Genomic DNA, 25,139 nt, shown 5'->3' on the forward strand with positions numbered 1-25,139 from the left:
TTAACGCACTCTTCGCTACCGGTGACCCCATGGCCTTCTCTGAACGTGTTACGCGCCTCAAAAGCTCCCTGATCCGTGAAATCCTCGCGGCAGCCCAGCGCCCGGAAGTGATGTCGTTCGCCGGGGGCCTGCCGGCGGAGGTCATGCTGCCAGCATTGAACTGGGATGACATGCCGCTGAACATCGGCCAATACGGCATGAGCGAAGGCGAGCCACAATTGCGCGAGTTGCTCGCCGCCGAGGCCCGAGCCCTTGGCGTGCCGTGCCAGGCCAGCCAGGTGCTGGTGGTCAGCGGTTCCCAACAAACCCTGGACCTGGCGGCCAAGCTGTATATCGACAAAGGCACGCAGATCCTGTTGGAAGGCCCGACCTACCTGGCTGCCTTGCAGATCTTCCAGCTGTTCGGCGCCGAATGCCTCACCGTGTCATTGGAAGCCGATGGCCCCGACTTGGCCGCTCTGCGGGTCAACCTTGAACGCCACCGTCCGGCGTTCATTTACCTGATCCCGACGTTCCAGAACCCGTCGGCCGTACGCTACAGCGAAGTCAAGCGCGCCGCCGTCGCCGCCTTGCTCGACGAGTTTGGCGTGACCCTGATCGAAGATGAGCCCTACCGCGAACTGACGTTCGACGGCGGCAGCGCCAAACCGATTGTCGGACGCCTGAAAAAAGCCAGTTGGATCTACACCGGCACCGTGTCCAAGACCCTGTTGCCGGGCCTGCGCGTTGGCTACCTGATAGCCAGCCCGGACCTGTTCCCGCACCTGCTCAAGCTCAAGCAGTCGGCGGATTTGCACACCAACCGCGTCGGCCAGTGGCAAGCGATGCAGTGGATCGGCACGGAGAAATACCAGCATCACCTGGTGGAACTGCGCAGCTTTTACCGCGAGCGTCGCGATGCGTTCCAAGCCGCATTGGAACGTCACTTCGCCGATCTGGCCGACTGGCAAGTGCCCCAGGGTGGATTATTCTTCTGGCTGACCTTGAAACAGCCGCTCGACACCCGCACCTTGTTGGCTCAAGCGCTCGACCAGAACGTCGCGTTCATGCCCGGTGAACCGTTCTTTTCCGAGCCGGACCAGCACCACGGTTCGCTGCGACTCAATTTCAGCCATATCGACCCGGCCCGCCTCGACGAAGGTCTCAAACGCCTGGCCGCGGTGGTCCGTCAAGCACAGCACGCGCAAGCGGCATAAGGGGAGCCCCATGTACAAGGTTTATGGCGATTACAAGTCGGGCAACTGCTACAAGGTCAAATTGATGCTCAGCCTGCTGGGCATCCCGTATCAATGGATCGATGTCGATATCCTCAACGGCGATACCGAGACCCCCGAGTTCCTGGCCAAGAACCCCAACGGTAAGATCCCGGTGCTGGAACTGGAAGACGGCACCTGCCTGTGGGAGTCCAACGCGATTCTCAACTTCCTCGCCGATGGCAGTGAGTTCCTGCCCACCGAGCCACGCCTGCGCACGCAAGTGTTGCAGTGGCAGTTCTTCGAGCAATACAGCCACGAGCCGTACATTGCAGTGGCGCGGTTTATCCAGTTTTACCTGGGCTTGCCGCAAGACCGCCTCGAGGAATACCAGAAGCTGCACAAGGGCGGTTACAAGGCGCTCAAGGTCATGGAGCGCCAACTGCAACTGACGCCGTATCTGGTGGGCGACCAGTTCTCCATTGCCGATGTGGCGTTGTACGCCTACACCCACGTGGCCCATGAAGGTGGTTTTGACTTGGACGCTTATCCGGGTGTTCAGGCGTGGATGGCGCGCGTCGCCAGTCATCCCCGCCATGTGGCGATGTTGGACTGACCTGCAGGCCGCCAGCGGTCCAGCTGGCGGCCAGTTAGTTGTTAAAAATTCCATTTGTGGGACCAGCAAATGGGAAAAATCTGCCTTTTAAGCAATTTGAGGCAAAAAGCACGACGCGTTTCTGGGACGATGTGGGTAATTGATAGTTGCGTTAAACAATTACTCCATGCGGAAACTGTATGCTGCCACTTAATTATTTATGTTGGTTGCCGGATCGTATTTCTTTAGTCCCCTTGAGTTCGCTTGAGCACTCCCATGATTTAAAACCGGGGGCTGGCAAGGTACTCCAGCGCTATTATTCCTTGGCGTCGGTCGGCCTGTCTTCCACAACACATGCCGAGATGCTGGTGGAAACGTTGCGCGCACTGGTAAGTGCGAACCCCCAGGTCAAACAGTTAAACGGTTGCCTCGTGTATGCCAAGACACAAACACATAACACGTTCTTTGATAATCATTGGTTGGACGATATTGCCCACGCGTGTGGCCTAGCGCATTGGCAAGTATTCAGCGTCAGTTTGAATCATTGTTCGTCTGCCCTGTCGGCCATTCACTTGTTAAAAAGCCGATTGATTAAGAAGGGCGAGCCTATGCTCCTGCTGACGGGAGAGAAGGCTTTTCACAGTGCTGTCAGTCGACTGGATAACAGCGTCCTGGCCGAAGTGCCGGCGGCGATGCTGCTCAATGCCGGGCCAGCGCTGTGGAACTTGAAACACACCGCCGTCAGGCATTTATCGTCTTTTTATGACAATCACCGGGGTGAGTCGGCTGTACGTCGGCGCGAGTTATATGCGTCGCTGGAACAGGAATATTATGATTTTTATCGTTACGCGCTGGATAAATTCAATGTCTCGCCTGACAGCATTGATGCCATCGTTCCGAATAACCTGGATCTGCCGTTGCTGAAAAAAGTGTCCGCCAGGCTGGACTTCAAGGGCGTCATGTTTACCGAACATATTGCCAACTACGGGCATGCGTATTGTGCCGATATCTTGTTTAACTTGTCGGCGCTGTTGGAAACATTCACAGGCAACAGAATCCTCTGCATCACCATGGGCATGGGCGTTACGCTTTCATGCGTGCTAATCGAAAGAAACCACTCCAGCGAGGTTTTACATGTCACACCTTCTCTTGGCTGTTAATGAAGCGCTTAACGATATTATGTCCTCGGCCGTGTCGGTCAATCTGGAAACTGACTTTAACGAAGACCTGGATTTGGACTCGGTGCTGTTTGTGCAGTTCTTATTGACCCTCGAAGAGAAAGTGCCTGGTTTGATGTTTGAGCCTGATCAAATCGACCAGGATGCCTTCACGACGGTGGGTAAATTGATCAGTTGGATCGAGCAGCATGTGCAGTTGGAGAGCTCCTATGCCTGACGGTCTGTTTGACAGGGTTTTTCAGCTGTTTGCGGGCAATGAGCCCGCAGATGCTGTGCGGCTGTTGCGTCTTGAGTCTACCGACCCGGCTCGGTGCGCATTCAGCCAGGGTTATCAACTCGTGCCGAACGAACGAACCGTGGTAGCCGGGCAACCACCGCAGGCGGACAGGGTGCTTGCCGCCCTCGGCTTGGAGCTGAAGTTTTTCGGAGAAAAGCAGACGAGCGCCGCCGACGGCCTCCAACTCATTGTCTCTGTCGCTGCCCGCCTGGGGTTGTTGATGCGCATGCTCGGCATGAGCTGGGCGCACTTGTCCAACCGCAGGAGCTTTGGCGTGAAAGCCACCCGGCATCAGCTGATCAAGGCTGAGTTCGCGGACCTCAGCAGTCAGTGCAACCAGTTGGCTTTGCAGTGGGAAATGCGCATCGCCGCGCAGGACTACCAGGACGCCGAGGAAGACCACTGGCAGATCACGCTGCTGAACAACAGAGCGGAAAAATTGATGGGGGGGCATGGCTACCTGCTGGGTGCGACGCACACGCTGTCCTATCTCTCGATGATGCTCTACAGCCTGTATGGAAAAACGACGGGGCACTACCCCATGTCACGGCGCGACAGCCTGGGAGAGGTCATGTGAATACCTCACCCGGCATAGTTCTGTCGCAACACCAGGGCGCAGGCCGGGATATTGCAGATCTGCTGAAGCTTGCCTGGCCCATGATTGTGGTTGCCGTCGCGGTGTCTTTTTCACAAAACATACAGACTGCCATTTTGGGGCACGGCGCTGAGACAACATCGATTTACTGGCTGTCGATGATCCAGCCGTTCAGCTTTTTGTTCCTGGCGATTCTCGAATGCCTGGCCATCAGTAACCAGGTGTTCAGCGCCCGGTCTGTGAACCTTTGGTCAAAACAGAAAGTATTCAGGGCAACTTCGCTTTTATCGGTGCTGGGTGTTTTGATCGTTGCATTGCTGAGCGGCGCGATTGCGTTGACTTCGCCTTGGTTGGAGAAGTTACTTCCCGTCTCTGGTGGTCGCTTTTATCAAGAGGCACTGCCGCTGTATTTCCTTTCGATGTTGCCGTTCATTCAGTTGGAGATGTGTAACAGCGCGCTCCGGGGGCAGGGCAGGAGCGCGGTGAGCATGCTGCTTGTGATTGCCTATATCATCCTGAACGCCGGCATTTGCTACACCAGCTACCACCTCTACGGTTTGGGCTTTTATTCCATTATCGTCGCCAATGCCCTGGCGTCCGGCTTGTTGATCCCGATCGCGACCTGGCTGGTCAGGCGAGTCAGTTACCTGGAGCAGGATGACCGGCCGCAAGCGTTCATCCCGCGCTTGAAAGGTTTGCTGCAGCAGGTGGGGTTGCCGATTTTTGCGTCTTTCATTGTGGTGTTTTTCAGTTCACTGCTGGTATTTCCACTGATAGGGACCCTGGGTGAGCAATATGTCGCCGCCTTCTTGATCATTACCAAGATCAGGATGTTTGTGGTCATTCCGGCCGTGGCGTGCGGCTCTGCGTTGGCGATATTGATAAATCAGCGCCTGTCGATCAGTAGCGGTGGGGAATTGAAACGGCTACTGCACCGTGGGCTGATGTTTATCGGTGGGCTTTATCTTGTGCTGACCGTCGCGATTTACTTCAGTGAAAAGATGCTGATTGGCCTTCTTTCAGGCGATGGGGCGATCAGAGACGCCAGTAGCCAGATGATGCTGATTTTATTGCCGACGTTTTTTATCACGGCGTTTGTTGCGTCCTTGCAAGCGTTACTTGAGCAACTTGATCAGGCGCGTCGCGTGTTGATTCTGACGGTCATCATAGAGTTACTGATGGTCGTCGTCTTGTTGGTCGGATGGGAGCGGTTCTCTAACCTGAACTCAATCATGAGTATCATCATCCTGTTCAGTACCATCAACTTGTTCGCCTTTGCCAATGAGTATTGGCGGCTGGCGAGCAAGATAGGGAACGAGCATGTTCTTTAGTGTTATCTATCCGCTCTTGCTGGTCGTTTCGCTGATCCATCAGAACTATCTTCGTGTACTGGTGGTGATGCGACTACGGCCTACCTTGTTGATGAAGGCCAGGGTCAGGCCAACGACTCACTATGTTCGTGTGTGTCGTTTCATCAGGTTGTTCGATCTTTACTCGCTGGACATGATGTCTTCCTACCTATCAGCGCTGTATGCGATGCATCTGTTTGAAAAAACCCGACCGTTGCCTTACAAACCCGCAGAGATGATGCTGCTCAGCCAGTGCCGGCAGGAAAACCTCACCTGGCGGCACACGTTCGTGAAGATGTTCGTTTACCCTCAAGCCGAGCAGCAGGCAGAAAAAGTATTGCTGCTGCACGGCTGGGATGGCCGCAGCATCATGCTCAGGCACCTTGCTCAGCGCCTGCAGGCTAAAGGGTATACGGTTTTTGCACCTGACCTGCCGGCACACGGGGTGTCGCCGGGCAAGGGCGTCTCTTTTTACGATCTCTCCCGGGCAGTCATCGATATCGAGCGACAGTGCGGTCCTTTTTCAGTGGTGATCGGGCATTCGTCCGGTGGGTTGGTAGGCTGCATGGCTGCACTGCAAGGGCTGCGGTTCAAGAGAATGGTCTTGATCAGCAGTCCGTGCAGTTTTGGCGAGGTGCTGGACAACTATGTACTCAGCCATAAACTACCCCGGCATATTGCGACGTCAATGAAGAAGCTCTACCAGTTACGCTACGGTGTGAACCCCGATAAGATTGGCCCCGAACTGATCGCCAAAATACAACAGCCAGTGCTGATATTGCATGACCAGGCCGACGTCAGTATTGATTTGGAAGAGGCCATGGTACTCAACCATGTCTTGGGAAGAAGCAAACTGATAGTCACCGAAGGCATAGGACATAATGGCGCACTGCGTGATGCCACGGTGTTCAGCCGTATTTCCAGTTTCCTGGACGCTACTGCGCAAGAAGATTATGCCGCTATGGGGCATCCCGCACTGCGCTTGCGCGCCGCGATTCGTAGACGTGTCAAACATCCAAGGCATTAGCCTTATGCTCGCTGATTGCAGAAAGTCACTAGACTATTCGAGTACCCCCTGTGCACTTTCGTGCATTCCCCTCAAGTACCCATCAAACGTCCACGACGAATGTTAGAATCACTTCATCTGTCGCGCCCACTGTCTCCCGACGCTAGGGGGAGCGGCTGCACAGTGACGTTGATTGTTCTAGCCTTGCCGTATCGAATGGATGAGTGACTTGAGGTTCGTGCGTAGTCGGCTGGTTTTTATTGATCAGAGTGAGTTGATGTTGTTGATCAGCATCGTGCGTGAAAAGCCATTTCTTTGTATGCCAAAGATAAAGTCATATTCCGAAGACTCTTTCTTGGCTTCCGGTCGCGTGGACTTCATGACGCACTGCTTGAGTTTCAGCGGTGTTTCATTATAGGTTTTACTGAAACTACGCGAGAAGTGCGGCAAGGAGGAAAACCCGCAGGCATAGCTTATATCAGTCAATGACCATTCCGGGGCCAGATGAATAAACTCTTTTGCCAGTGCCAGGCGGACCCTCCACATCCATTTGATCGGTGTCACATTGTAGAACAAGTTGAACATCCGACAAATATCAAAGCGGGATTTACCACAAATCTGCTCAAGGTCCTCCAGGGTGATCTCCTCTGAAATGTTTTCCACGATATGGTTAATCACATTGACAATACACAGGGCTTTTTCCATGTGGGCATGTTTGCCGTAGATATCAAAATGACGTTTATACAAATCGTCCATTATGTGTTGTGTAAATAAGGTCTTTTCTGCGTCTGAAATTTTACGTTCCCACATACAGACTCCGTTCTGCAGCGCTCAATGGCGAAGAGATTTATTATGGGTGTTGCGTTTGTCAGCGCAGATGAACAGGCAATTGCTATGCCATTTTTTTAGCCGCCTCAAGTGGCTGTTTGTTAAGTGCTTTTTAAGTGAATCTCGATTCAGGGAAAAGCCAGTCCCATTTTCGAAAGCTTTTTACGCGGTAAGTTGTGTTGCGTCCCGATAGTGGGATCGGCGATTTACAACGGATTGTCCTTGGGAACCCGATAATAGGCGCTGGCATATCGCGTTCGTTCCGAAAGTGAGACGCCCGGCCGTGTGGGGTAGGTCGTATTAATTGGTTCTACGTTTTTACTTTATAAGTATCAATTAGTTATAGGGCTTTCTTATTCTGGCATGGAATATGCTTTTGCTTGGGCAGAACGTTAACTTTGGTGTTGTCATGGATATTTCGATCCCGCAGCCGGGAAATAAGCGCTTATTCAAGAAGCACAGTAAGGCCATTGCGGGTGGCGTGTTTTTGCTGGTGCTATTGCTGGTTATCTATACCTATCGGTTCTCGCCTTACCAGGTTGCCCGTAGCAGCGTGACGGTCGCCGAAGTCAAGTACGGTGAGTTTGCCGTCGAGGTGCGTGGTAATGGCGTACTGTTGCCCTGGGATATCAACTGGGTGGCGGCGAACGTTGATGCTCGGGTGGAGGAAGTTGTCTATAAGGCCGGGATGAAGGTCAGCAAGGGAGAGTTGCTGGTTGTCATGAGTAATCCGACGCTCGAACAGCGACTTCAGGAAAACCAGCTGGAACTTAACGCGCAACGGGCAGAAACCGAGGCAAAAAATGCCGAACTGCAAAATAAAATTCTTAATCAAGAGGCGTTGATGCTGGAGGCCAAGAGTCGCTTGCTGGGCTCGACACTTCGTCTTGCCGCCCAGAAAAAATACATCGCGGCCGTGCCCCGGCTGGAATATGAAACCACGCGCATCCTCACTGAGCAGTACACGCAACAGGTTGTGTTTGAAGAACGGCGGTTGAAGACACTTAAGCTCAGTGTCCAGGCTGATACAAAGGCGAATATCGTGCGCCTTAATAAAATGGAGTCATTGGTTGCGTTGAGTCAGCAGGAGGTTGATTCGCTCAGGGTCAAGTCTCCCATAGATGGCATTCTGCAAGATGTGAAAGTCCAGGTCGGACAACGGGTCACGATAGGCAGCGATATTGCCCGACTGGCCAAGGAGAAGGAGCTGTATGCCGAACTCAAGGTGCCCGAGTTGCAGTCGCGTGATCTGGCGGTCGGCCAGGCTGTCACGATCAACACAGGTCGAAGCCGCTTTACCGGCGTGCTGTCGAGGGTCGATCCTGCGGTTACCAACGGTACGGTCAAGGTGGATGTTACGTTTAATCAACCACTGCCTCAGGAAGCCCGTCCCGACCTGAGCGTCGACGGTTTGATCGCTGTGACGACAATCAATAATTCCTTGTATGTCGAGCGCCCGCCATTCGCGCAGAATAACTTGCCTTCTATGCTCTACCGGCTGGATGACAAAGACCGCTCAGCGACCAAAATGAAAGTGGATTTCGGGCAGGGTTCGGCTGACTACATTCAGATCACCAGCGGGCTCAAGGCTGGCGACAAAATAATTCTCAGTGACAGCACCGCTTGGCAGGGTGCCGATCACATTCAAATCGCCAATTGATGCCGCTCGCGCCGGCTGCCGGACAATGCCCTGGAGACAATAAGATGGAACCTTTGGTAGAACTGACAGATTTGAACAAGATTTTCCTGACTGATGAAATCGAAACCCATGCACTCAGCAAGATCACGCTCACCATCTCAAAAGGCGAGTACGTGGCCATATCGGGGCCTTCAGGCTGCGGGAAGTCCACGCTGCTTTCAGTACTGGGGCTGCTGGATACGGCATCGAGCGGCACTTATCAGTTGGCCGGTCACAACGTCGAGAATATTTCCAAGAAACAGCGTGCGCAGGTGCGTAATCGAGACATCGGCTTCATCTTCCAGTCGTTCAACCTCATCAGTGACTTAACCATTGAGGAAAATGTTGCGCTGCCACTGACCTACCGCAGTGATATCTCCAAGTCTGAACGGCAGCAGCGAGTCGCCGAGGCCTTGCACAAGGTCAATATGTCTCACCGCAGTCGTCACTATCCTTCTCAACTTTCCGGCGGGCAGCAGCAGCGCGTGGCGGTGGCTCGGGCCATCGTCGGTAACCCCTCGATCCTTCTCGCGGATGAACCCACGGGTAACCTGGATTCGCACAACGCCGAAGCGGTATTGAATATCCTCGATAAGTTGCATCAGGAAGGCGCCACCATCTGCATCGTGACTCACGATCCTCGCTCTGCCGAACGCGCACAGCGCAGTATCGTCCTGTCTGACGGAAAGGTCGTCGGCGATGGTGAACAGGCGCCGCAACTGACCCTGGTGAAGGAAGCATAAGATGCTTTTTGACATTCGCTATGCCTTGCGTTTACTCCTGAAAAGCCCCGGCTTTACTTTCATCACCGTGCTAATCATGTCCTGTGGGCTGGCGTTGACCCTGTATATGTTTTCGGTGATCAATACCATCATGTTCACGCCGCTCCCTTACCCGGACGGAAAAAGCATGGTGCTGATCAACCCGACCGTGAATGGTGTGAGCCTGAGCGATTCCGGGCTGAACTACATGGATTACAGCGATATCAAGGCGCGCGTGACCCAGCTCGAGGATGTGGGGTATTTCTACGCGGAGCGTGCGGATATCAGTGATGGCAGCAAGGCCGTTTCCTATATGGCCATCAGAAATACCCCACAAATGTTCTCCTATACAGCTGTTCAGCCCTTCCGCGGGCGTGTGCTAAACGAGGAAGACGTTCAGTCGGGCGCTGAGCCTGTCGCGGTGATCAGCTACGCAATGTGGCAAAACTACTTTGCTGGCGACGCGCAACTCATTGGCCGCGATATCAGGATCAATGGCGTACATACCCGCATCGTTGGCATCATGCCGGCCGATTTTGCCTTTCCTTTCTTCCATGACCTGTGGCTGCCTTCCCAGCTCGAACCTTCGCAGTACCTGGTGCGTAAAGGCGCTCCGGAAGTCTCCGTGTATGCGCGTTTGAAGCCCGGAGCGACGCTTGAAGACGCTGACCGCGACCTCAACGGTGTCATGCGTTCACTGGCGCTGGAACATCCGGAAAGTAATAAGGGACTGTCTGCCCAGGCGCTGACGTTCCAGGAAAATTTCATGGGCGAGGAGACCACACCGATCTTTATCGTCATGTTGCTCGCGGTCAGTTTTGTGCTGCTATTGGCGTGCTGTAACGTCGGGAATTTATTGCTGGCAAGAACGACCGAGCGTTCCAAGGAAATTGCCATCCGGGTCGCATTGGGCTCTCCCGCAGGCCGCCTGGTACTGCAAATGATGCTGGAAAGTCTGTTTATCTGCTTCCTGTCCGGTGTCGTGGCGGTCCTGCTGGCGGCGTGGGGCCTGGAGATCACCAATACGATACTGCCTGGCTTCGTGCCCAATAAGATCCCGTTCTGGTGGCACTTGTCGCTCGATAACCTGTTGATCGTCAATGCCCTTGTCCTCGTGATCATCACCGCTGTGCTGACCAGCGCACTGCCGGCCTGGAAAATCGTCCATGGCAACTTCAATGATGTGCTCCGTGATGGCACCCGAGGTGCGCAAAGCCGTGGCGCAGGTCGGGTTTCGCGGATCCTGGTGGTGTTTGAGGTAGGGCTCTCCTGCTCGATCCTGTGCATCAGTGCGTTGTTCGCGTTGCTGGTCTATCAGGCGACCCGCGCTGATTACGGTGTCGACACCCATAACTACCTCACCGCGCAAGTCCACCTCAACGTCAATAATTACCCTGACGATGCCAGCCGTGTGCTGTTTTACCAGCGCCTGCGCGACGCCACCGCCGCGATCCCCGGGGTTCAAAGCGCAGCATTGACCACCAGTGCTGTAGGGCAATTTACCGTGCCGCGTCAGGTGGATGTCGACTCGTCCACCAATAACACCAACGAGCGCTGGTCTTTCCCGATGGTCAATGACGTGCAGGTCATGCCCGGCAGCCTGTCGGCCATGGGTATCACACCTACAGCGGGCAGGGAGTTCGCCCACGGTGATACGCGGGACTCACAGCAGGTGGTTGTTGTCAGCCAGTCTTTTGCCGAACGGTTCTGGCCAGGAGAGCATGATGTGATTGGCAAGCGCCTGCGCTTTCGCGATAGCGATGACCAGCGCTGGTACAACGTAGTGGGCGTGGTGCCCAGCGTCATTCATGGCCGGCCTTTCAGCGCCTTCCGCCACCGTGCCACGGTGTACCGCTCTCTGGAGCAGCAGCCCGCGTCCTCATTGATGTTGGTGCTGCGCGCCCAGCATCCAGAGACGCTCGGGCCTGCGCTGATCAACGCGGTCCGTCAGGTGGACAGCAACTTGTCGGTCAATCAGATCCAGACGTTGGATGACCGCTTGGCCCGCAACACTGCCGGTTTGCATTTTATTGCCAACCTTTTCATGTTATTCGGCCTGGTAGCGATGATACTGGCGGCGACAGGTATTTATGCGGTGATGTGCAACCTGATCAATCAGCGGACCCAGGAAATTGGTTTGCGCATGGCCATGGGGGCTACCGAGAATAATTTGTTGCGTATGCTCATGCTCCAGGGCGGTAAGCAATTGTTGACCGGCCTTGCCATCGGCTTGCCCCTGGCATTCTTTGTGGCACCCAAGTTGACGAGCGTCCTGGGTAATGGAAGCACGCCCTTTGTGCTCCTGTTCTGGATGGTCGCGCTTATGATTTCGCTGGTGGTGGCGCTCGCAGTCTGGCTTCCTTCGCGACGGGCAACCAATATGTCGCCCGCCGACGCGATTCGATATGAATAAACGACCGCCGTGCTCCCCGGGCACGGCGGTACAAGCTGGATGCTTACAATGAACGATAAAAAACACATCCTTGTGATAGATGATGACGCGGGCATCCTGACCAGCCTCGATATCCTGCTGCGCATGCAAGGGTACGACGTGACCGTGGAAACCCAGGCCGATCGCCTGCTGACGCATTTGTCGGCCAGGCCTGTGGATCTGGTATTGATGGACATGAATTTCCAGAAAGACACCACCTCAGGCATGGAAGGGCTGCAGTTGCTGGCCGAGCTGAAAAAATTTGATGATTGCTTGCCGGCTGTCGCGATGACGGGGTGGGGCAGCGTCGACATCATCGTCAACGCTATGCGTTCGGGGGCCGCCGATTTTATTCAAAAGCCTTGGGACAACGAGCGTCTGCTGAGCATCGTTCAGCAGCAGATCACCCTCAGCCAGGCGCGTCGTTCCGGTGATTGCCTGCGCGAAGAAAACAAGTTGCTCAAATTGGCGCTCGAAGATGATATGGACAGCGAATGGGTTGTCCGCTCACCGGCGATGAAACGCCTGATCAGCCTGGTGGAAAAGGTTGCGGTGACCGATACCAGCGTGCTGATTCTGGGCGAGAACGGCACCGGGAAAAGCTTGCTCGCGCGGTATATCCACCAGATTTCTTCGCGGTGCGAACACAGTATTGTCGAAGTGAACATGGGGTGCATTAACGAGCAGTTGTTTGAAAGCGAGATGTTTGGCCATGTCAAAGGCGCCTTCACCGATGCGCGAGAAAACCGTATCGGGCGCTTTGAACTGGCCGACAAAGGGACGCTGTTCCTCGACGAGATCGGCAACCTGCCCCTGACGCAGCAAGTGAAATTGCTGCGGGTGCTGGAGGAGCGGCAGTTTGAGCGCGTCGGGTCGTCGCGCACCCAGACCACTCAATGCCGGATCATCGCCGCCACCAATTCCGACCTGGATAAGGCCGTGGCAGAAGGGCGTTTCCGTCAGGATCTGCTGTACCGCATGAACCTGATTCAAATCCAGCTGCCGCCGCTGCGCGAACGGCTGGAAGATATCGAGCCGCTGACCGAGCGCTTCCTGAAACGTTTTGCGCGTAAATACAACAAGCCTCGACCGGTCTTGTTGCCTCAGGCACGCCAGCGGCTGCTGGACTATTCATGGCCTGGAAACATCCGCGAACTCAGCCATTTGCTCGAGCGCGCTGTGTTGCTGTGTCGTGCCAACGTGATTGACCTGGAAGACCTCTGCCTGCCGCTTCTGGTGCCAGCCCAGGACGCAGCCGGCCAGGCCAGCGAGTTGCCGTCAGGATTGACGGACGCGTGCACGCTTGCCGAAGCGGAAGAAACCCTGCTGTTACAGCGCCTGCGTCAGTATGACGGTAACGCGGTCAGGGCAGCCGAATCGCTGGGGCTCAGCCGCAGTGCTTTTTACCGTCGGCTTGAGAAACTGAAAATCTGCCATGAGTAAGTTTTTTCAATCATTTGAACTCCGTCACTTGTTGCTCTGCAGCCTGGCCCCCGTAGGCGGAATCATTGCTTACCTGCTGCTCTGGCTTTTTCCGCAGCAGTCCGTTTACCTCAAGTTCTTCACCCTGTTTATGCTGTGCGTGACGCTGGTTTATTTCTGCTATCACTTTTTTCAGCAGCTGATCTATAAAATCAACGTCATTTCCAATCTGCTCGAGGCCGTTGAACAGGAGGATTTCAGCCTGCGCGGTGTGACCAACGGGGCCGGGGCCTTTGAGGGGGTCATCGAGCAAATCAATGATATTTCCGGCCAACTGTCGCGACACCGTCAACAGCAGCGCGAGATGGATTTCCTGCTGCAAAAAGTGATCTCCAATATCACGGTTGCGATTTATGCCCTGGACGGCAGTCATCGACTGATCTGGTGTAACAGCGCCGCCTCGCGGATGTCGGGCACATCGTTGGAAAAGTTGATTGGCAATACGGCCAGCACCTTGCAACTGGACAGTCTTTTGCACAACGCCAACACGGAGCAGCCGGTCGTGTCCGATCATGAAGGGCGACCGGGGCGCTACAAGGTGACCAGCGACACCTACATGGTGGACGGTGTGCAGAACGTGCTGTTGTTTGTCAGTGACGTTGACGACATGTTGCGTCAGGAAGAGCAGAAAGCCTGGCAGGACTTGTTGCGTGTGATAAGCCACGAAATCAACAACTCCCTCAGCCCCATCGCCTCTATCAGCCAAATGCTGCAACAGCATTACCGGCAAAACGCTGACAATTTGCCGTCCGGTTTTGCCGAAGGCATCGACCTGATCAACCGGCGGGCACGTGAGCTGATTGCGTTCATCAGCAGCTACAGGCAGTTGAGCAAACTGGCGCCGGCGATGAAGGAATGGGTGGATCTGACGGCGCTGGTGGGCGAGCTGCCGCTGCTGTTTTCGCACCGCGTGATTACCCTGAAGGGACCGCGCCCGCTGATGGCAAGCCTCGACCGGGTACAGATCCATCAGTTGCTGATCAACTTGATCAAAAATGCCGACGAGTCGATGGGTGGCAGCACCGACAGTATCGATATCGAATGGGCCGAGGAGAAAGGGCGCTTGTTGATCTCCATCCTGGATCGGGGCGTGGGGCTGACCAACCCGAAAAATCTGTTCGTGCCGTTCTACACCACCAAACCCAATGGCACCGGCATCGGCCTGATCTTGTGCCGGCAAATTGCCGAGAGCCACGGCGGCTACTTGTCTCTGGAAAATCGACATGAACAGACCGGTTGCAAGGTCACCATCAATTTACCGCTGCAATCCCCTGCCTGAGTTGATCGCAGGCAGGGCCGTGTGCCTGCTGCAGCACTTTGACGATGGGCTGCCGGAAATGACGGTTCGTCAACGTGCACAACATTGGTTGCATCAGGTGCTGTCTGATTGCCTGGCGATCCCGGTTGATCAGGTGTGCCTGGCCAGGACCGCGACCGGCAAACCCTGGCTGCCTGAGCACCCTTGGCTGCGTTTCAACTTGAGCCACAGCGGTCAGTCGGCCGCGATCGCGTTGTGCAAGGACTATGAGGTCGGGGTTGACCTGGAAAAAGTCAGCGCAAACGTGGCGGCAAAAAAAGCCATCGCCCGGCGCTTTTTTCACCCGGACGAGCAACGCTGGCTGGCGCTGGACGAAGCCAACTACCTCACGCGCTTTACCCGGCTATGGAGTATCAAGGAAGCCTGGTTAAAAGCCCGAGGCACGGGGCTGACCAAGCCGCTTGCCAGCTTTTGTGTGATCCCCCAGGCAGGCGAGAGCGGTGTGGCGCAGGTCATGGTTGAACTTGGCGTCAGCAGTGGGCAGATCCATTATTGCCAGGTGCAAGGGGAGGGGCTTTTCTGCCTGGCTTATGGCGCGATCATTACTGCGCAACGTACCCCGGTGCAATGGCAGCTCGGCTGCCATCACACTGCGAGTGACCCGTTTACACAGGCTGTTTACGAGCAATCAGAGGTTGAAATTTCGCTGGCGAAAGACCCCGTAGCACCGGTATCGACCTGAGCCGATGGGCTGACGGCCATGCGGGCACCGGCAGACAGGCTGCCGTTGATTCGTGGGATGTTGCACAAGGATGATTCAGCTCCCATGCTCATGCGCACGTTCGCCACCTCTGCAATGAAGGGCAGCGGTTTTTTGTTGAAGGTGCCGCCCATGGCCAGGTCAAGCGCCAGCTCGCCCGTCTTGCCTTCAACCTGGATGTCGGTGCCCATGCTGCCGGCAACCGCCAGTTTGGACGGGGCGACGGCACAGGCCGGCGCCACGATCTTAACCCCTGCCTTGCCGGCCAGCCCGGTCAGTGGTTCGCTGGTGTACAGCGTGATATCCAGTGCATGGGTGACGAAGCGATCATTCTCCGCCGCCGCATTGACGAGCAAAAGTGCCTTGTTGTTTGTCGTCACCTGGAGCTTGCTCAGCGTCTCGGGAGCGCCTGAAACCACCATTGAAGATGTCGCGGCGCATTTGATCGACAGGTTGATACCCTGTCGCACTTCGACGCTGTTGAACGCGGTGAGCGCAAAGGTTTTTTCTGAGGCCACCGCAGCGTAAGCGGTGGTGCCGGCCAGCAGCGCAAGTACCCATTTCATTGTGTTCATGTTGTTCATTCAACCTCCGTATTTCACAGTAATGTCGCCAGAGTGCGCAGTGTTGTTTCAACACTGTCCTGAGGCATGCCAAAGTCCACCAGCCCCGCCACCTCGTCGATGCCTTCACGCTTGAGCTGCTTGAGCTGCGTCAGGCACTCGGCTGCCGAGCCGAACAAACCGTAGTGGTGAAGGTATTTTTCCACGCCCCACTTAAGAGCGTAGTCCTGCTTCTTGTCCGTCGTTTCTTGGCCCTGCGCCGGTGGCGCATTAAGGTTTTCCGACAGCTGCATAAACGCGCGCAGGTAGCCCGCCAGCGCGGGTCGCAGGCACGGCGACAGCGATTCCCGCTCTTCTCCGGCCTGGGTATGCATCATCAGCGTGATCGTACCGCCCGCCGGATCCAGCCCAGCGTGGTGACGTGCAAGGCGATAGCTGGCGCAGTTTTCCTGCAACTGGTCACGGGTTTGTGAGATCAGGTGCGTCAGCACATTCAGGCCGCGCTTTCCCGCCTCGCTGAACAACAACGGATTGCTCCCCGTCGTGACCCAGACCGGAATCGTGGCCTGATAGGGCGGTGGCCAGGTTTGCAGCGTGACGGGTTCCGGTTGCCCCGGCCGGGACAGTTCGTGGCGTGTTACGGACTCGCCGCGCCACAGCGCCTGAATCTGCTCCAACGAAGAAAAAAGCACCGCATGACGGTCGCTGTAGTTCTGCGCATTGAGCACGAAATCGTTGCGTTGCCAGCCCGAGGAAAACGCAACGCCGGCGCGGCCGCGAGACAGGTTATCCACCAGCGCCCATTCTTCAGCGACGCGCAACGGATCATGCAGGGGCAGCACCACGCTGCCTGCGCGGATCCCGATACGCTGGGTACTCGCGGCCAGCGCAGCGCTGACCACCGAGGGGTTGGGGAACATGCCGCCAAAGGTGTGGAAGTGTCGTTCAGGCGTCCAGATAGCATGAAAGTTGAGCTCATCCGCCAGCCTGGCGGTGCTCAGCAACTGTTCATATTTTTGCGCAAAGCTGTCGCGGGCCACGTCCGAAAAACAAAACACACTAAGTTTCGGGATGGCATCTCCCGCCAGGTCAGGCGGTGCATTCATGCGCAGTGGCTCTGTCTACAGATTCAAGGGTGAAACAGATAGTGCCCCTGGGCATCACATTCAGACCGTACAGCGGTGTGAGTGCGGCGGGGGCGGTCGATGGCGCCAAGCTGAAATGACAATGGCTGCACAGCGTTTCAACAGCAGTGGTGAGTTGGTCCAGCGCGAGCGCCATGCCTACGCAATTGCGCTTCCCCACGCTGAAGGGCACAAAGTGCTCCCGGGCAATTTTGCGGCCTTCAAGAAAACGTTCTGGCCTGAAACTCAGCGGCTCGGGCCAGTAAGCCGCATCGCGATGGATCAACCAGGGTGAAAACAGCACTTTGGTTCCGGCTGGCACGCTGACGCCGTCGATCTCCAGAGGGGCGAGGGTGCCGCGCTCGAAAAACGCCGTCACCGGGGTCATGCGCAACGATTCCTTGACGATGGCGCTGGCCATGTCGCGCGTTCCGTGGCGCGCCTCTTCAAGCACCTGGTTCTGGTAATGCGGGTGCTGTGACAGATGGGTCAGGCACCACAGCAGCGCGATACCGGTGTTATCCACGCTGGCAACCAGATTACCCAGCAACATGCTGATCGCCCGTTCCCGTTCCTGTGGGTTGGCCTTGATATCGAGCGCCTGGCAAAAACGTTGCAGCATGTCGACGTTCCCGCCGCCGTCTCCCGTGATCAACGGCCCGATCATGGCCTCAAGTTCCTCGCGGAACGCGGTCAGGGCCGGGTGTTGGCATAACGCGGTGTAATCCTCGGTCGGCTCGTCGACAATCAGTTGCAGGTAGATCGTGCGAAAGTGATTGATCAGGCGATCCAGCTGCAGAGGACCCAGCGTGGAGCCGACGAACCCTTGCGCAACACACATCAACGCCCATTGCAGGCAGATCTCCCGCATGGAACCTGTCTGCGGGTCCTGGAGAATGTCCACCAGCCACTGCGCGGCATGTTGGGTGCCTTGTTTGAGTAACACTGATTTGGGATTGACCAGCGGTGCGGTGAGCTTTCTGGCCAGGTGCCATTCTTCACCTTCCTGCGCGGTGATCAGCGACTGGCCCAGTAATAGCCGCCTGGCTGACTGGCCGTTGTCGAGCTCCTTGTGAAAGTGGCTTTCGTTCTCAAGGAAAAACCGGATATGTCGCGCGCCAGCCAGCAGCAGCACTTCATCCTTGCCCTCACCGATCCAGACCTTGTCCCCGTGCTGGCGCACGGCAGCCTCTGCAATTTTCAGAAAGCCCAGCTGCGCAAACTTGGCTGCGGACGGCTTGACGATCGCAATCGCATTGGGGTTATTGAGCATGGACAGCCTCCGGTAAGGCGTCTGAGGTAATGGCGGCGCAACCTACCCAGCCTCCCAGGCCCACCGATAGCAGCAGCGCAGGGCGGCCAGTATCGTGCGGGGCGTAGCGGTCGAGCAGGAGCAGAGGGTCCGCGGTATAGCAGTGCCCACATTGGCTCAGCAGGTCAGTGGCGACCGATCGGTCGCGGTTTTCTGGATGGCGCAGCCAGGTTTGCCAACTGAGGCGGTTGATGTTGTGCGGCAGCAGCCAGGCACGCTTGCGCACGTCGTCGGGGTAGGACGACAGGGCATGTTCGACCAGGTGGTTGTGGGACTGATAGAAGCGCTTGGTGTCCTCGCGAGTACCGTCCAGGCCTTGCCAGAACCCAGGATGATAAAAGCACTGGATGCCTGACACCCTGCGTTGACCGCCACCGGGTTTGAGCAGGGCGGCCACGAAGCCGTCGGCAATCATTGTGCAGCCCGGGATATAGCGCTCGGCCAGGTCAAAATCAGCGAGCGTGTCCCCCGCCAGCAGCGCCACGCAGCGGTGTCTGCCGCTTGCCAGCAATCGTTCGGCCAGCCGCAACCCCCAGAACAGGGTGGCGCAGTTTTGCTGGTTGAGCGTCAGCAGCGGTGCCTGCACGGCGATAAAGTCTGACCGTTGACGCAGGGCTGACAGGTTGACGCTTTGGCGCACGGAGGGAGAGGGCAGGCCCTGGATCAAGATGACCGCATCAATCTGCTCCCCTTCATCCAGGCTCTCGCCCAGTTGCTGGAGCAAGGCGTGAAAGCAGCCCTCGGCACTTTCCTCATCCGCCAGGGTCGATGCCTCCCGCATGCCGAACAGTTGGCCAAATGTGCGGGCTTCTGACGGACTGCCGCCGCGATGCGCGACGACCTCCTCGAGCGACACGCGAGTCGAAGGAATATAAGTGGCCAGGGAGGCAATGTTCATCGTGGACCCTCTTCGGCTGCGAGCCCGCACAGGCTGATCCCGTTATCATTTTCGCTGATCAGCAGGTAGTCACGTTGCGGCTCCCAGAAGGTACGCAGCGCAACGAAAGGGGCCGCGCACAGCAACCTAGGGTTGATGGCAAACGAGCGAGCGCCGGCATGCGCGGCCTCCAGTAGTTGGGCGGGGCCGATCAGCGTCAGGCGTTCGTGGGTCAACCCCAACTGTTCAACGGCGTGAGCAAGGTACTCGCTGGACCATTGCGCATGGCGCGCGCGCCTGAAGCCCCGGTAGCGCAAGCCACGTTGCTGCTTGTTGAACAGGCAGACGCAGGCATTGTTTTCCGGTTGCAGGGCTGCCATCAGCGGCGAGGCATACATCAGGTTTTTCTGCTCGGCAATCAGCAGTAGCCCATCCTCGTTTTTGCCGGCCAGACAATCATTGAGGCCGTCCAGCGCATACAGGCCGGCGTCCGCTCCGCGATCGCTGATCGCCAATGCCAGGCAGGCGGAGAGTCCCAATTGATGGATGGCGGCATTCACCACCGAACTGCCCATGTGCAGGTCTGGCGTCCAATGCGCCATCAGCACGGTTTTCACTCGCGCAGGCGTAATGACGTTGGCCAGCCGGGGCAGCAGCACGGCGATCATATCGCTGAAGGAGGCGCGCTCCGTGCTGGTGACCCACTCCAGCGCCCGATCGTCCTGCGGGCTGAGCGTCTCACCGTTCGCCCGAAAGAAATGCTGCGTATAAGAACGCCAGTGCGGGATATGGGGGTCTGACTCGGGCATGGCCGGATCAGTATGGTGAAACGACTGGAACACGATATCGGCAGGATCGAGGCAGAGTGTCACAGGCTGGTCCCTTGGGTTACGGGCGGACGGAAGCTATTGAGCAGGTGAATGTGGCTGGTGCCCTCCATGTACTCAAACGCAAAGCTGTCGCGATAGCGCTTGCGCAGCAAGCGATCTTCCAGCCAGTCATCGCGGTTGAGCCAGTGGGGCAGGTGGCACGCGGTTTCCTCGACCAGGCGGGTAGCATTACGCTTGAGTTGGCTGGTGAGGGCGTGCTGATGCTGGCCGTTGCTGTAGCCTTCTGCCACGGTCAGCATTTGTTGGTAGATCGCGTGGTATTTTCGCCACAGCCGCGCGACCGAGCGCCTCGCAATGGCCGGCAAGGGACGGGTGTCGAGGGCGGTAAGCAAGCCAAATGTGGTGCCCAGCGCCATGGCGGCCACCATGGGACGATGACGCTCGAATACCAGGCTCAACGCGTTGAGCCCCTGCAGGAGTTCGCGCCGCTCGTGCCCCAGAATATCGTCTTCCTGGACGCGATAATCCTTGAACGTCAGGCGTGTTAAACCCGCACCTGCCAAACCGACGGTACCCAGTGGCTCACGCAGTAAGGCGGGCTCGGTTTCATCAGGGAAAACCATCACCAGGCGCTGGCTTTGTTGATAGCGCGCAAACACAAGGCCGGCGCTTGCCAGCATCGCGCCCCCAATCAATTTTTTGGTGCCGTTGAGCCGCCAGCCCTGTTCGCTGTGCGTGAGCTCAGTGGAAATGGCCCCGGCATCTGAACCTATGTCGGGCTCCGTGACGGCAAAGAATGTCCAGGCCGGGCGTTCGGCAAAGCAGGCAAAGAAACGTGTCTGCTGCTCTTCATTGCCCAGGGTCAGGATGGCCCGGGTACTGAGGGATGCGCCCGGCAACAGCATCATGGCGCTGGCGTCCGTTCGGCTCAGGTATTCGATGATTTGCAAGTGCCAGGGATAGCTGACATTGGAAAAGGCCGGCGTTTCCCAGGGGTTGAACTGTGAAGGTATGCCGATACAGGCCAGGCTTCTAAGCTCTAGGTCATCCAGATAGGCGATCGCCAGTGGGAGATTGCTATCCTCGAGCTGTCCGGCGGCAAGAAGTCGCTCTGACAGCGCGTAAAGTTGTGGGTAGCGGCGGGTGATATCGCTCATGGGTGGCTGCGTTCGCATAGAGGAATAACTAGGCGTTAACTTAATCGGGCCGCACATCCGGGTATTGCTCGAGGTTGCAAAAAACGGGGGTTTCATTGCCGGCAGGTAACTCAAGCAACAGCGAGGAAAAGGTGGCGCCCATGCCGACGCTGACCAGCATCACTTTGGCGCCGGGAGCAAGCTGTTGCCCACGAATGAGTGCGGCGAGATTGAGGTAGGGGTCCGCGCCAAAACAATGGCCATAGCGGGGAACATTCTGCAAAAACACCTTTGTGCGGGGGATAGCGAGCGCGTCGGCTATTTTCTGCCAGGACGACAGGTTGACGTTGTGCGGGGCTATCCAGTCCAGGGCATCCAGCGCGCAGTCGAACTGCTGCGCCGCACGGCGCATGGCCGTGCTGACGAAGTCGAAATAGGCATCGGCGAATTCCGGGTTGGTCCTGGGTTCATTCCCCTTGTGTTGACTGAACTGGCCGGCCTGCTCACTGTGCCGGGCAATGACCCTGGCGCGGTCTCCTGATCGACTGAGCAGCACGGCACAGCCGGCTTCGCCCATGATGGTGGTGTCGTCCAGAAGCTCCACCTTCGGGTGGAAGGCTTTCTCGCCGATCAGCAGTAGCGCGTATTCCCCGTCCTTGAGGCGGCTGCACAGATATTCCACGCCCGACAACGAGGTTGCACAGTGGCCCATCGTCAGGCTGGCGTACTCGGTGTCGTGGGCAAACCCGCAGGCGTCGAGTACGGCCCTGCCGGTCTCGTGAAACGGCCGCAGGGTCGGCACGGTATGCGCATGCACCACATGCCGGATGCGTGCGACGACGTCAGGATGAGTGGCGACGAATTGTTCTAGGAGCTGGCGTATCAGGTCATCCACCGTACCGGGATGACGCGGGAAGCTCTCCAGGCCGTAGAAGCGTGAAAACATCCTGACATCCAGCGCGGTCAACCCAAGGGTGAGGCCGGCCTCGACCAGTGACGTGCGCTGCTCGGGAATGTGAAGGGTGATGGATTCAATATGCCCCAGCATGGGTGTTCCCTTTTTCATGATTGGCGTCTTTCGCGCCGAGAAACCCGGCCAGCACTTGCTGGGTACGCTGGTGCGAGAGAATTCCCAGGTGGCCTGTATTGTCGATGATATGCAGTTGACTATCCGGCAACTGAGCATGAATTTGCCTGGCGTCGGCAGGGTTGATTCGTTGGTCTTGCGTGCCGTGCAAGATGAGTGCACGTGCCCCGTGGAAGGTGTACGGGTGTGCGGTCTGCAAGTCGGCGGGCATGGGGTAGCGGCTCTGGTAATAGCGACCGAGCAGTGGCAGGTACTGTTCGTCTGCCTTGAGCAGCGTCAAATAATGCTGCAACAGGCTGGACAGTGATGCCGGGGCTGACAGCAGTGCTACGTGGTTGAGAGTAAAACCCAGCCAGTGCGCCATCGCCGTGATTAGCCCGCCGGCCGAGTGGGCAACCACGGTATCGAACGGGCCGTATCGGGTCTGCATTGCCAACAGTAAGGAGCACTGGCCGGGCAAATCGCAATTGGCCGGCGCGAGAGGATCATGGCCCAACAGGAAGGGGGTGTAGACCCTGTATCCCTGGGCCTGCAGCACTGCTTGCAAGTCAGACATCATCATCGGATGACCACCCCAGCCGTGCAGCAACAGTGCGCTTTTGGCCTGTGGGCCGTGGTTGTCCTCTATCAGCACCCGGCTGTGGTATTCGCCGCAGGTGAGCACCTCGGCCTTCAGGGTCGCCAGCTGTCGCGACTCACCCGGACGCATCGGCAGCAGGGTGGGTTTGGCGAGGCGCTCGATCAATGAAGCAAACTGGGTATCCATTGCTTGCCCCTAGGCTTGTGCAGAAAAGATCAGGTAGTGCAGCGTCGCCAGTTGGGGCGTCGGGTCACCACTCAGGCGCTGCAGCGGGTCATACAGATACAGCAGGCGTTGCCCGGGTTGAAGCAGGGTGTTAGCCAGAGAACCGGCGTAATGCGGATCAAATTGCCCACTGCACACGCCCCAGATTTCGATGAAGCCCGGGCATTGGGATATCAGGCTTTGCAGCAGGGGCGTTGCACCGCGCGCTGCCGGGTGCAGGCTGTCGTAAACCAACTGGGTCGGGTACGGCTCACTGATGACGCGGCGGCACAGGTCCACAGCGGCCTTGGCGTGCAGGCGCTCGCCGCAATCGATGTGTGGCCAGTGTTGATACCAGCGCGCCTGGGTCGATAGCTCCCGGGTAGCAAGAAAGTGCCGGCTGTCCGGCGTGATGGCTTCACAGGTACTGACGATATTCAGTTGACCCTGCACGAGAGGGGCGAGCGTCATCGGCACTCCTGGCTGGCTGGTCGGGGTGAAAAACGCTGGTTCAGGCGGTGGATCTGTCGTGTGCCTTCGGTGTACTCAAAGGCTTTTACATCACGAAATGCCTGCCACAGGGTTGCCGGTACAGGCTGAGCGTCTGTGGGGAACGCGTGGATCAGTTCACTGACAATTTCATCGGCGAGGATCACGCAGGCGGTTTTCACCATGCCACGGCTTTTTTCCAGGGTGTGCTGCTCATCGACTTGCTGACAGACCCTCGACGCCTCACGGTAAGCGGCATACCAGCGGCGCTTCATATGCGACAGCCGTTGTGACTGTGCCGGGGTCGGCGTGACGCAGGCTTGCCATTCATGCAATGCGCGTCGCGCCACTCCCAGCGCCAGGGCGCCGACGCAGGGGCGCAGCGCATCGAACGTGGCCATCGCCGACTGCGCAAAACGCTGGGTCGGTTTCAAGTGTTGCCCGAGCAAATCCCCTGCCGGGATAAACAGGTTGTTGAACTCCATCAGCGCCAGGTTTGTACCGTCAAGCCCTGTCAGTTCAAGGCGGTGGCGGGTGATGGCCGGGTCTTGTGGCGAAAACACAAAAGCATTGATCCCCAATTGCCCCGGTGCGGTACGCGCAAATACCACACCGGTTTCGGCGATGACACCGTTGCCGATAAACATCTTGCGCCCGCAGATAAGGTACCCGCCGTCAACCGGTGTCGCTGTGGTCTGCATGGCCCCGGCATCGCTGCCCTGTGTAGGTTCGGTCATCGCAAAACAGGACCAGCACAATGCCTTTTGGAACTGGCCGAAGAAGGCATCCTGCTGCTGTTCGTTGCCCAGCCCGGCCACCACATAGGCGGCCATGCTCGGCCCGGGTGCGCTGAATATCAGCGCCGGGGAGAGGAAACCGATCTGCTCGTAGAGCTCATAGCGTTCAGCCAGGCTGATCACCTGACGGCTTGGCGGTACCTGGTACCTTTGCGGCAAGCCGAGATGGTTCAACGTCGCCGCGAACGACCACTGCTCCATGATCTGCCGTGTGTCGCCGAAGTTGCGCAGTTGGTCGGCAATCTGCTGGGCGTCTGCGCCCAACGGGCAGGATTGCCCGGCGAACGTGTCATCGTAGAGTTGACTCATAGCGGGCCTGACATGATTTCAATGACCCCGGCATCAGGGTGATAGAGGTGGCTGGAGCGGTGGTTGCTGTCAAAGGCGTTGAACGGGCGTGTCAGTACGATCCAGCCGGCGCTCTTCATGACGTTGAATTGCTCATCAAAGTCATCGACTTCAAAGCAGATGTGGTAGGGCAGCGACGACTTGCCGGATTTGGCCAATAGCTCGCGCAAGGGAAGATTGTTTTCCAACGGTTCGACCAACTCTATCTGGCTGTGCCCGTCATCCGTTTCCAGCAGGGTGATGAACACTTTTTGTGCGCCAACATATTCTTTGTATCGGACGATAACCGGGAAAAACGGTTTAACCGCGACAGCCGTTGCGTCGCTGTCGCCCACCACATAACCGATATGACTAAAACGCATCGCGACGCCCTTATCCTTGGGGAAAACGATTGACGCCGG

Annotated in this window: 26 protein-coding genes; 13 read left to right on the forward strand and 13 right to left on the reverse strand. The window is 57.1% G+C overall.

Annotated elements, in window-relative coordinates; translation table 11 throughout:
* Positions 1-29 precede the first annotated feature (29 nt).
* From BFP95_RS24630 to BFP95_RS24660, 7 genes are all read left to right on the forward strand, one after another.
* Positions 30-1,196 (forward strand): aminotransferase-like domain-containing protein, encoded by a 1,167-nt coding sequence (locus BFP95_RS24630; RefSeq protein ID WP_065910846.1) that lies wholly within the window; start codon positions 30-32, stop codon positions 1,194-1,196.
* A gap of 10 nt (positions 1,197-1,206) precedes the next feature.
* Positions 1,207-1,809 carry a glutathione S-transferase family protein gene (locus BFP95_RS24635; RefSeq protein WP_065873368.1) on the forward strand — a complete coding sequence of 201 codons (603 nt, stop codon included), beginning with the start codon at positions 1,207-1,209 and terminating at the stop codon, positions 1,807-1,809.
* Positions 1,810-1,988: 179 nt separating this feature from the next.
* A complete protein-coding gene (locus BFP95_RS24640) occupies positions 1,989-2,948 on the forward strand; it encodes a 3-oxoacyl-[acyl-carrier-protein] synthase III C-terminal domain-containing protein (RefSeq protein WP_065880804.1) in 960 nt (319 codons plus the stop codon).
* Complete coding sequence (locus BFP95_RS24645) at positions 2,923-3,183, forward strand: acyl carrier protein (protein WP_065873366.1); 261 nt, start codon at positions 2,923-2,925, stop codon at positions 3,181-3,183. Before BFP95_RS24640 ends, BFP95_RS24645 begins: the two co-directional genes overlap by 26 nt.
* Positions 3,176-3,820, forward strand: a complete 645-nt coding sequence (locus tag BFP95_RS24650) for a hypothetical protein (protein ID WP_065873365.1) — start codon at positions 3,176-3,178, stop codon at positions 3,818-3,820. The genes BFP95_RS24645 and BFP95_RS24650 overlap by 8 nt, the downstream gene beginning before the upstream one ends.
* On the forward strand, positions 3,817-5,169 hold the full coding sequence (locus tag BFP95_RS24655) for an MATE family efflux transporter (RefSeq protein ID WP_065873364.1): 1,353 nt from the start codon (positions 3,817-3,819) through the stop codon (positions 5,167-5,169). Before BFP95_RS24650 ends, BFP95_RS24655 begins: the two co-directional genes overlap by 4 nt.
* Positions 5,159-6,214: an alpha/beta hydrolase gene (locus tag BFP95_RS24660; protein ID WP_065873363.1), complete on the forward strand. Its 1,056-nt coding sequence runs from the start codon at positions 5,159-5,161 to the stop codon at positions 6,212-6,214. Before BFP95_RS24655 ends, BFP95_RS24660 begins: the two co-directional genes overlap by 11 nt.
* Positions 6,215-6,457: 243 nt before the next feature.
* On the opposite strand, the gene BFP95_RS24665 is transcribed toward BFP95_RS24660, so the two are convergent.
* Positions 6,458-7,003, reverse strand: coding sequence for a helix-turn-helix transcriptional regulator (locus tag BFP95_RS24665; RefSeq protein WP_065873362.1), 546 nt, complete (start codon positions 7,001-7,003; stop codon positions 6,458-6,460).
* Positions 7,004-7,430: 427 nt separating this feature from the next.
* Here BFP95_RS24665 and BFP95_RS24670 point away from each other — a divergent pair, with 427 nt between their 5' ends.
* From BFP95_RS24670 to BFP95_RS24685, 4 genes are read left to right on the forward strand one after another with little or no spacing between them, the layout of a single operon-like run.
* Entirely contained in the window at positions 7,431-8,681 is a 1,251-nt protein-coding gene (locus BFP95_RS24670) for an efflux RND transporter periplasmic adaptor subunit (RefSeq protein WP_065873420.1), read from the forward strand.
* A 44-nt stretch (positions 8,682-8,725) separates the two neighbouring features.
* On the forward strand, positions 8,726-9,442 hold the full coding sequence (locus BFP95_RS24675; RefSeq protein ID WP_065873361.1) for an ABC transporter ATP-binding protein: 717 nt from the start codon (positions 8,726-8,728) through the stop codon (positions 9,440-9,442).
* Position 9,443: 1 nt separating this feature from the next.
* A complete protein-coding gene (locus BFP95_RS24680; RefSeq protein WP_065910847.1) occupies positions 9,444-11,873 on the forward strand; it encodes an ABC transporter permease in 2,430 nt (809 codons plus the stop codon).
* A gap of 48 nt (positions 11,874-11,921) precedes the next feature.
* Entirely contained in the window at positions 11,922-13,334 is a 1,413-nt protein-coding gene (locus BFP95_RS24685) for a sigma-54-dependent transcriptional regulator (protein ID WP_065873359.1), read from the forward strand.
* A 10-nt stretch (positions 13,335-13,344) separates the two neighbouring features.
* Here the strand turns inward: BFP95_RS24685 and BFP95_RS30100 are convergent, their stop codons facing one another.
* Positions 13,345-13,695: a hypothetical protein gene (locus BFP95_RS30100; RefSeq protein ID WP_256534314.1), complete on the reverse strand. Its 351-nt coding sequence runs from the start codon at positions 13,693-13,695 to the stop codon at positions 13,345-13,347.
* Here BFP95_RS30100 and BFP95_RS24690 point away from each other — a divergent pair.
* Together BFP95_RS24690 and BFP95_RS24695 are read left to right on the forward strand one after the other, a co-directional pair.
* On the forward strand, positions 13,678-14,652 hold the full coding sequence (locus BFP95_RS24690; protein WP_256534315.1) for a sensor histidine kinase: 975 nt from the start codon (positions 13,678-13,680) through the stop codon (positions 14,650-14,652). The two genes, BFP95_RS30100 and BFP95_RS24690, sit on opposite strands and share 18 nt — an antisense overlap.
* A 58-nt stretch (positions 14,653-14,710) precedes the next feature.
* A complete protein-coding gene (locus tag BFP95_RS24695) occupies positions 14,711-15,373 on the forward strand; it encodes a 4'-phosphopantetheinyl transferase family protein (RefSeq protein ID WP_246750220.1) in 663 nt (220 codons plus the stop codon).
* Here BFP95_RS24695 and BFP95_RS24700 read toward each other — a convergent pair.
* Genes BFP95_RS24700 through BFP95_RS24750 form a run of 11 tightly spaced genes read right to left on the reverse strand, consistent with a single transcriptional unit; the run spans position 15,310 to position 25,100 of the window.
* Positions 15,310-15,975, reverse strand: a complete 666-nt coding sequence (locus BFP95_RS24700; RefSeq protein WP_065873356.1) for a GIN domain-containing protein — start codon at positions 15,973-15,975, stop codon at positions 15,310-15,312. The genes BFP95_RS24695 and BFP95_RS24700 overlap by 64 nt on opposite strands.
* Positions 15,976-15,989: 14 nt before the next feature.
* Positions 15,990-17,060: a MupA/Atu3671 family FMN-dependent luciferase-like monooxygenase gene (locus BFP95_RS24705; RefSeq protein WP_065910849.1), complete on the reverse strand. Its 1,071-nt coding sequence runs from the start codon at positions 17,058-17,060 to the stop codon at positions 15,990-15,992.
* The gene (locus BFP95_RS24710) at positions 17,044-18,351 is read right to left on the reverse strand and encodes a cytochrome P450 (protein ID WP_065910850.1); all 1,308 of its coding nucleotides are present in this window, start codon (positions 18,349-18,351) and stop codon (positions 17,044-17,046) included. Before BFP95_RS24710 ends, BFP95_RS24705 begins: the two co-directional genes overlap by 17 nt.
* Positions 18,341-19,288, reverse strand: coding sequence for a 3-oxoacyl-ACP synthase (locus BFP95_RS24715; protein WP_065873353.1), 948 nt, complete (start codon positions 19,286-19,288; stop codon positions 18,341-18,343). The genes BFP95_RS24710 and BFP95_RS24715 overlap by 11 nt, the downstream gene beginning before the upstream one ends.
* On the reverse strand, positions 19,285-20,076 hold the full coding sequence (locus tag BFP95_RS24720) for a hypothetical protein (protein WP_189683649.1): 792 nt from the start codon (positions 20,074-20,076) through the stop codon (positions 19,285-19,287). Before BFP95_RS24720 ends, BFP95_RS24715 begins: the two co-directional genes overlap by 4 nt.
* A 59-nt stretch (positions 20,077-20,135) precedes the next feature.
* Positions 20,136-21,350, reverse strand: a complete 1,215-nt coding sequence (locus tag BFP95_RS24725) for an acyl-CoA dehydrogenase family protein (RefSeq protein WP_256534316.1) — start codon at positions 21,348-21,350, stop codon at positions 20,136-20,138.
* Positions 21,295-22,299, reverse strand: coding sequence for a 3-oxoacyl-[acyl-carrier-protein] synthase III C-terminal domain-containing protein (locus BFP95_RS24730; protein WP_225930646.1), 1,005 nt, complete (start codon positions 22,297-22,299; stop codon positions 21,295-21,297). Before BFP95_RS24730 ends, BFP95_RS24725 begins: the two co-directional genes overlap by 56 nt.
* Positions 22,265-23,086, reverse strand: coding sequence for an alpha/beta fold hydrolase (locus tag BFP95_RS24735; RefSeq protein WP_065873349.1), 822 nt, complete (start codon positions 23,084-23,086; stop codon positions 22,265-22,267). The genes BFP95_RS24730 and BFP95_RS24735 overlap by 35 nt, the downstream gene beginning before the upstream one ends.
* Before the next feature lie 9 nt (positions 23,087-23,095).
* Positions 23,096-23,575, reverse strand: coding sequence for a hypothetical protein (locus BFP95_RS24740; protein ID WP_065873348.1), 480 nt, complete (start codon positions 23,573-23,575; stop codon positions 23,096-23,098).
* Complete coding sequence (locus tag BFP95_RS24745) at positions 23,572-24,699, reverse strand: acyl-CoA dehydrogenase family protein (RefSeq protein WP_065910852.1); 1,128 nt, start codon at positions 24,697-24,699, stop codon at positions 23,572-23,574. The genes BFP95_RS24740 and BFP95_RS24745 overlap by 4 nt, the downstream gene beginning before the upstream one ends.
* Positions 24,696-25,100: a VOC family protein gene (locus tag BFP95_RS24750; protein WP_065873346.1), complete on the reverse strand. Its 405-nt coding sequence runs from the start codon at positions 25,098-25,100 to the stop codon at positions 24,696-24,698. The genes BFP95_RS24745 and BFP95_RS24750 overlap by 4 nt, the downstream gene beginning before the upstream one ends.
* Positions 25,101-25,139: the final 39 nt, after the last annotated feature.

It is taken from the genome of Pseudomonas sp. 58 R 12, from assembly GCF_900005865.1.
Classification (GTDB): Bacteria; Pseudomonadota; Gammaproteobacteria; order Pseudomonadales; family Pseudomonadaceae; genus Aquipseudomonas; species Aquipseudomonas tritici.

What these genes read in the sequence shown, in the direction of transcription:
- BFP95_RS24630 (WP_065910846.1), top strand. Translation starts at nt 30, where the DNA reads ATGGCCTTCTCTGAACGTGTTACGCGCCTCAAAAGCTCCCTGATCCGT.
- BFP95_RS24635 (WP_065873368.1), top strand. Translation starts at nt 1,207, where the DNA reads ATGTACAAGGTTTATGGCGATTACAAGTCGGGCAACTGCTACAAGGTC.
- BFP95_RS24640 (WP_065880804.1), top strand. Translation starts at nt 1,989, where the DNA reads ATGCTGCCACTTAATTATTTATGTTGGTTGCCGGATCGTATTTCTTTA.
- BFP95_RS24645 (WP_065873366.1), top strand. Translation starts at nt 2,923, where the DNA reads ATGTCACACCTTCTCTTGGCTGTTAATGAAGCGCTTAACGATATTATG.
- BFP95_RS24650 (WP_065873365.1), top strand. Translation starts at nt 3,176, where the DNA reads ATGCCTGACGGTCTGTTTGACAGGGTTTTTCAGCTGTTTGCGGGCAAT.
- BFP95_RS24660 (WP_065873363.1), top strand. Translation starts at nt 5,159, where the DNA reads ATGTTCTTTAGTGTTATCTATCCGCTCTTGCTGGTCGTTTCGCTGATC.
- BFP95_RS24665 (WP_065873362.1), bottom strand. Translation starts at nt 7,003, where the DNA reads ATGTGGGAACGTAAAATTTCAGACGCAGAAAAGACCTTATTTACACAA.
- BFP95_RS24670 (WP_065873420.1), top strand. Translation starts at nt 7,431, where the DNA reads ATGGATATTTCGATCCCGCAGCCGGGAAATAAGCGCTTATTCAAGAAG.
- BFP95_RS24675 (WP_065873361.1), top strand. Translation starts at nt 8,726, where the DNA reads ATGGAACCTTTGGTAGAACTGACAGATTTGAACAAGATTTTCCTGACT.
- BFP95_RS24680 (WP_065910847.1), top strand. Translation starts at nt 9,444, where the DNA reads ATGCTTTTTGACATTCGCTATGCCTTGCGTTTACTCCTGAAAAGCCCC.
- BFP95_RS24685 (WP_065873359.1), top strand. Translation starts at nt 11,922, where the DNA reads ATGAACGATAAAAAACACATCCTTGTGATAGATGATGACGCGGGCATC.
- BFP95_RS24690 (WP_256534315.1), top strand. Translation starts at nt 13,678, where the DNA reads ATGGATTTCCTGCTGCAAAAAGTGATCTCCAATATCACGGTTGCGATT.
- BFP95_RS24695 (WP_246750220.1), top strand. Translation starts at nt 14,711, where the DNA reads ATGACGGTTCGTCAACGTGCACAACATTGGTTGCATCAGGTGCTGTCT.
- BFP95_RS24700 (WP_065873356.1), bottom strand. Translation starts at nt 15,975, where the DNA reads ATGAACAACATGAACACAATGAAATGGGTACTTGCGCTGCTGGCCGGC.
- BFP95_RS24705 (WP_065910849.1), bottom strand. Translation starts at nt 17,060, where the DNA reads ATGAATGCACCGCCTGACCTGGCGGGAGATGCCATCCCGAAACTTAGT.
- BFP95_RS24710 (WP_065910850.1), bottom strand. Translation starts at nt 18,351, where the DNA reads ATGCTCAATAACCCCAATGCGATTGCGATCGTCAAGCCGTCCGCAGCC.
- BFP95_RS24715 (WP_065873353.1), bottom strand. Translation starts at nt 19,288, where the DNA reads ATGAACATTGCCTCCCTGGCCACTTATATTCCTTCGACTCGCGTGTCG.
- BFP95_RS24720 (WP_189683649.1), bottom strand. Translation starts at nt 20,076, where the DNA reads ATGCCCGAGTCAGACCCCCATATCCCGCACTGGCGTTCTTATACGCAG.
- BFP95_RS24725 (WP_256534316.1), bottom strand. Translation starts at nt 21,350, where the DNA reads ATGAAACCCCCGTTTTTTGCAACCTCGAGCAATACCCGGATGTGCGGC.
- BFP95_RS24730 (WP_225930646.1), bottom strand. Translation starts at nt 22,299, where the DNA reads ATGAAAAAGGGAACACCCATGCTGGGGCATATTGAATCCATCACCCTT.
- BFP95_RS24735 (WP_065873349.1), bottom strand. Translation starts at nt 23,086, where the DNA reads ATGGATACCCAGTTTGCTTCATTGATCGAGCGCCTCGCCAAACCCACC.
- BFP95_RS24740 (WP_065873348.1), bottom strand. Translation starts at nt 23,575, where the DNA reads ATGACGCTCGCCCCTCTCGTGCAGGGTCAACTGAATATCGTCAGTACC.
- BFP95_RS24745 (WP_065910852.1), bottom strand. Translation starts at nt 24,699, where the DNA reads ATGAGTCAACTCTACGATGACACGTTCGCCGGGCAATCCTGCCCGTTG.
- BFP95_RS24750 (WP_065873346.1), bottom strand. Translation starts at nt 25,100, where the DNA reads ATGCGTTTTAGTCATATCGGTTATGTGGTGGGCGACAGCGACGCAACG.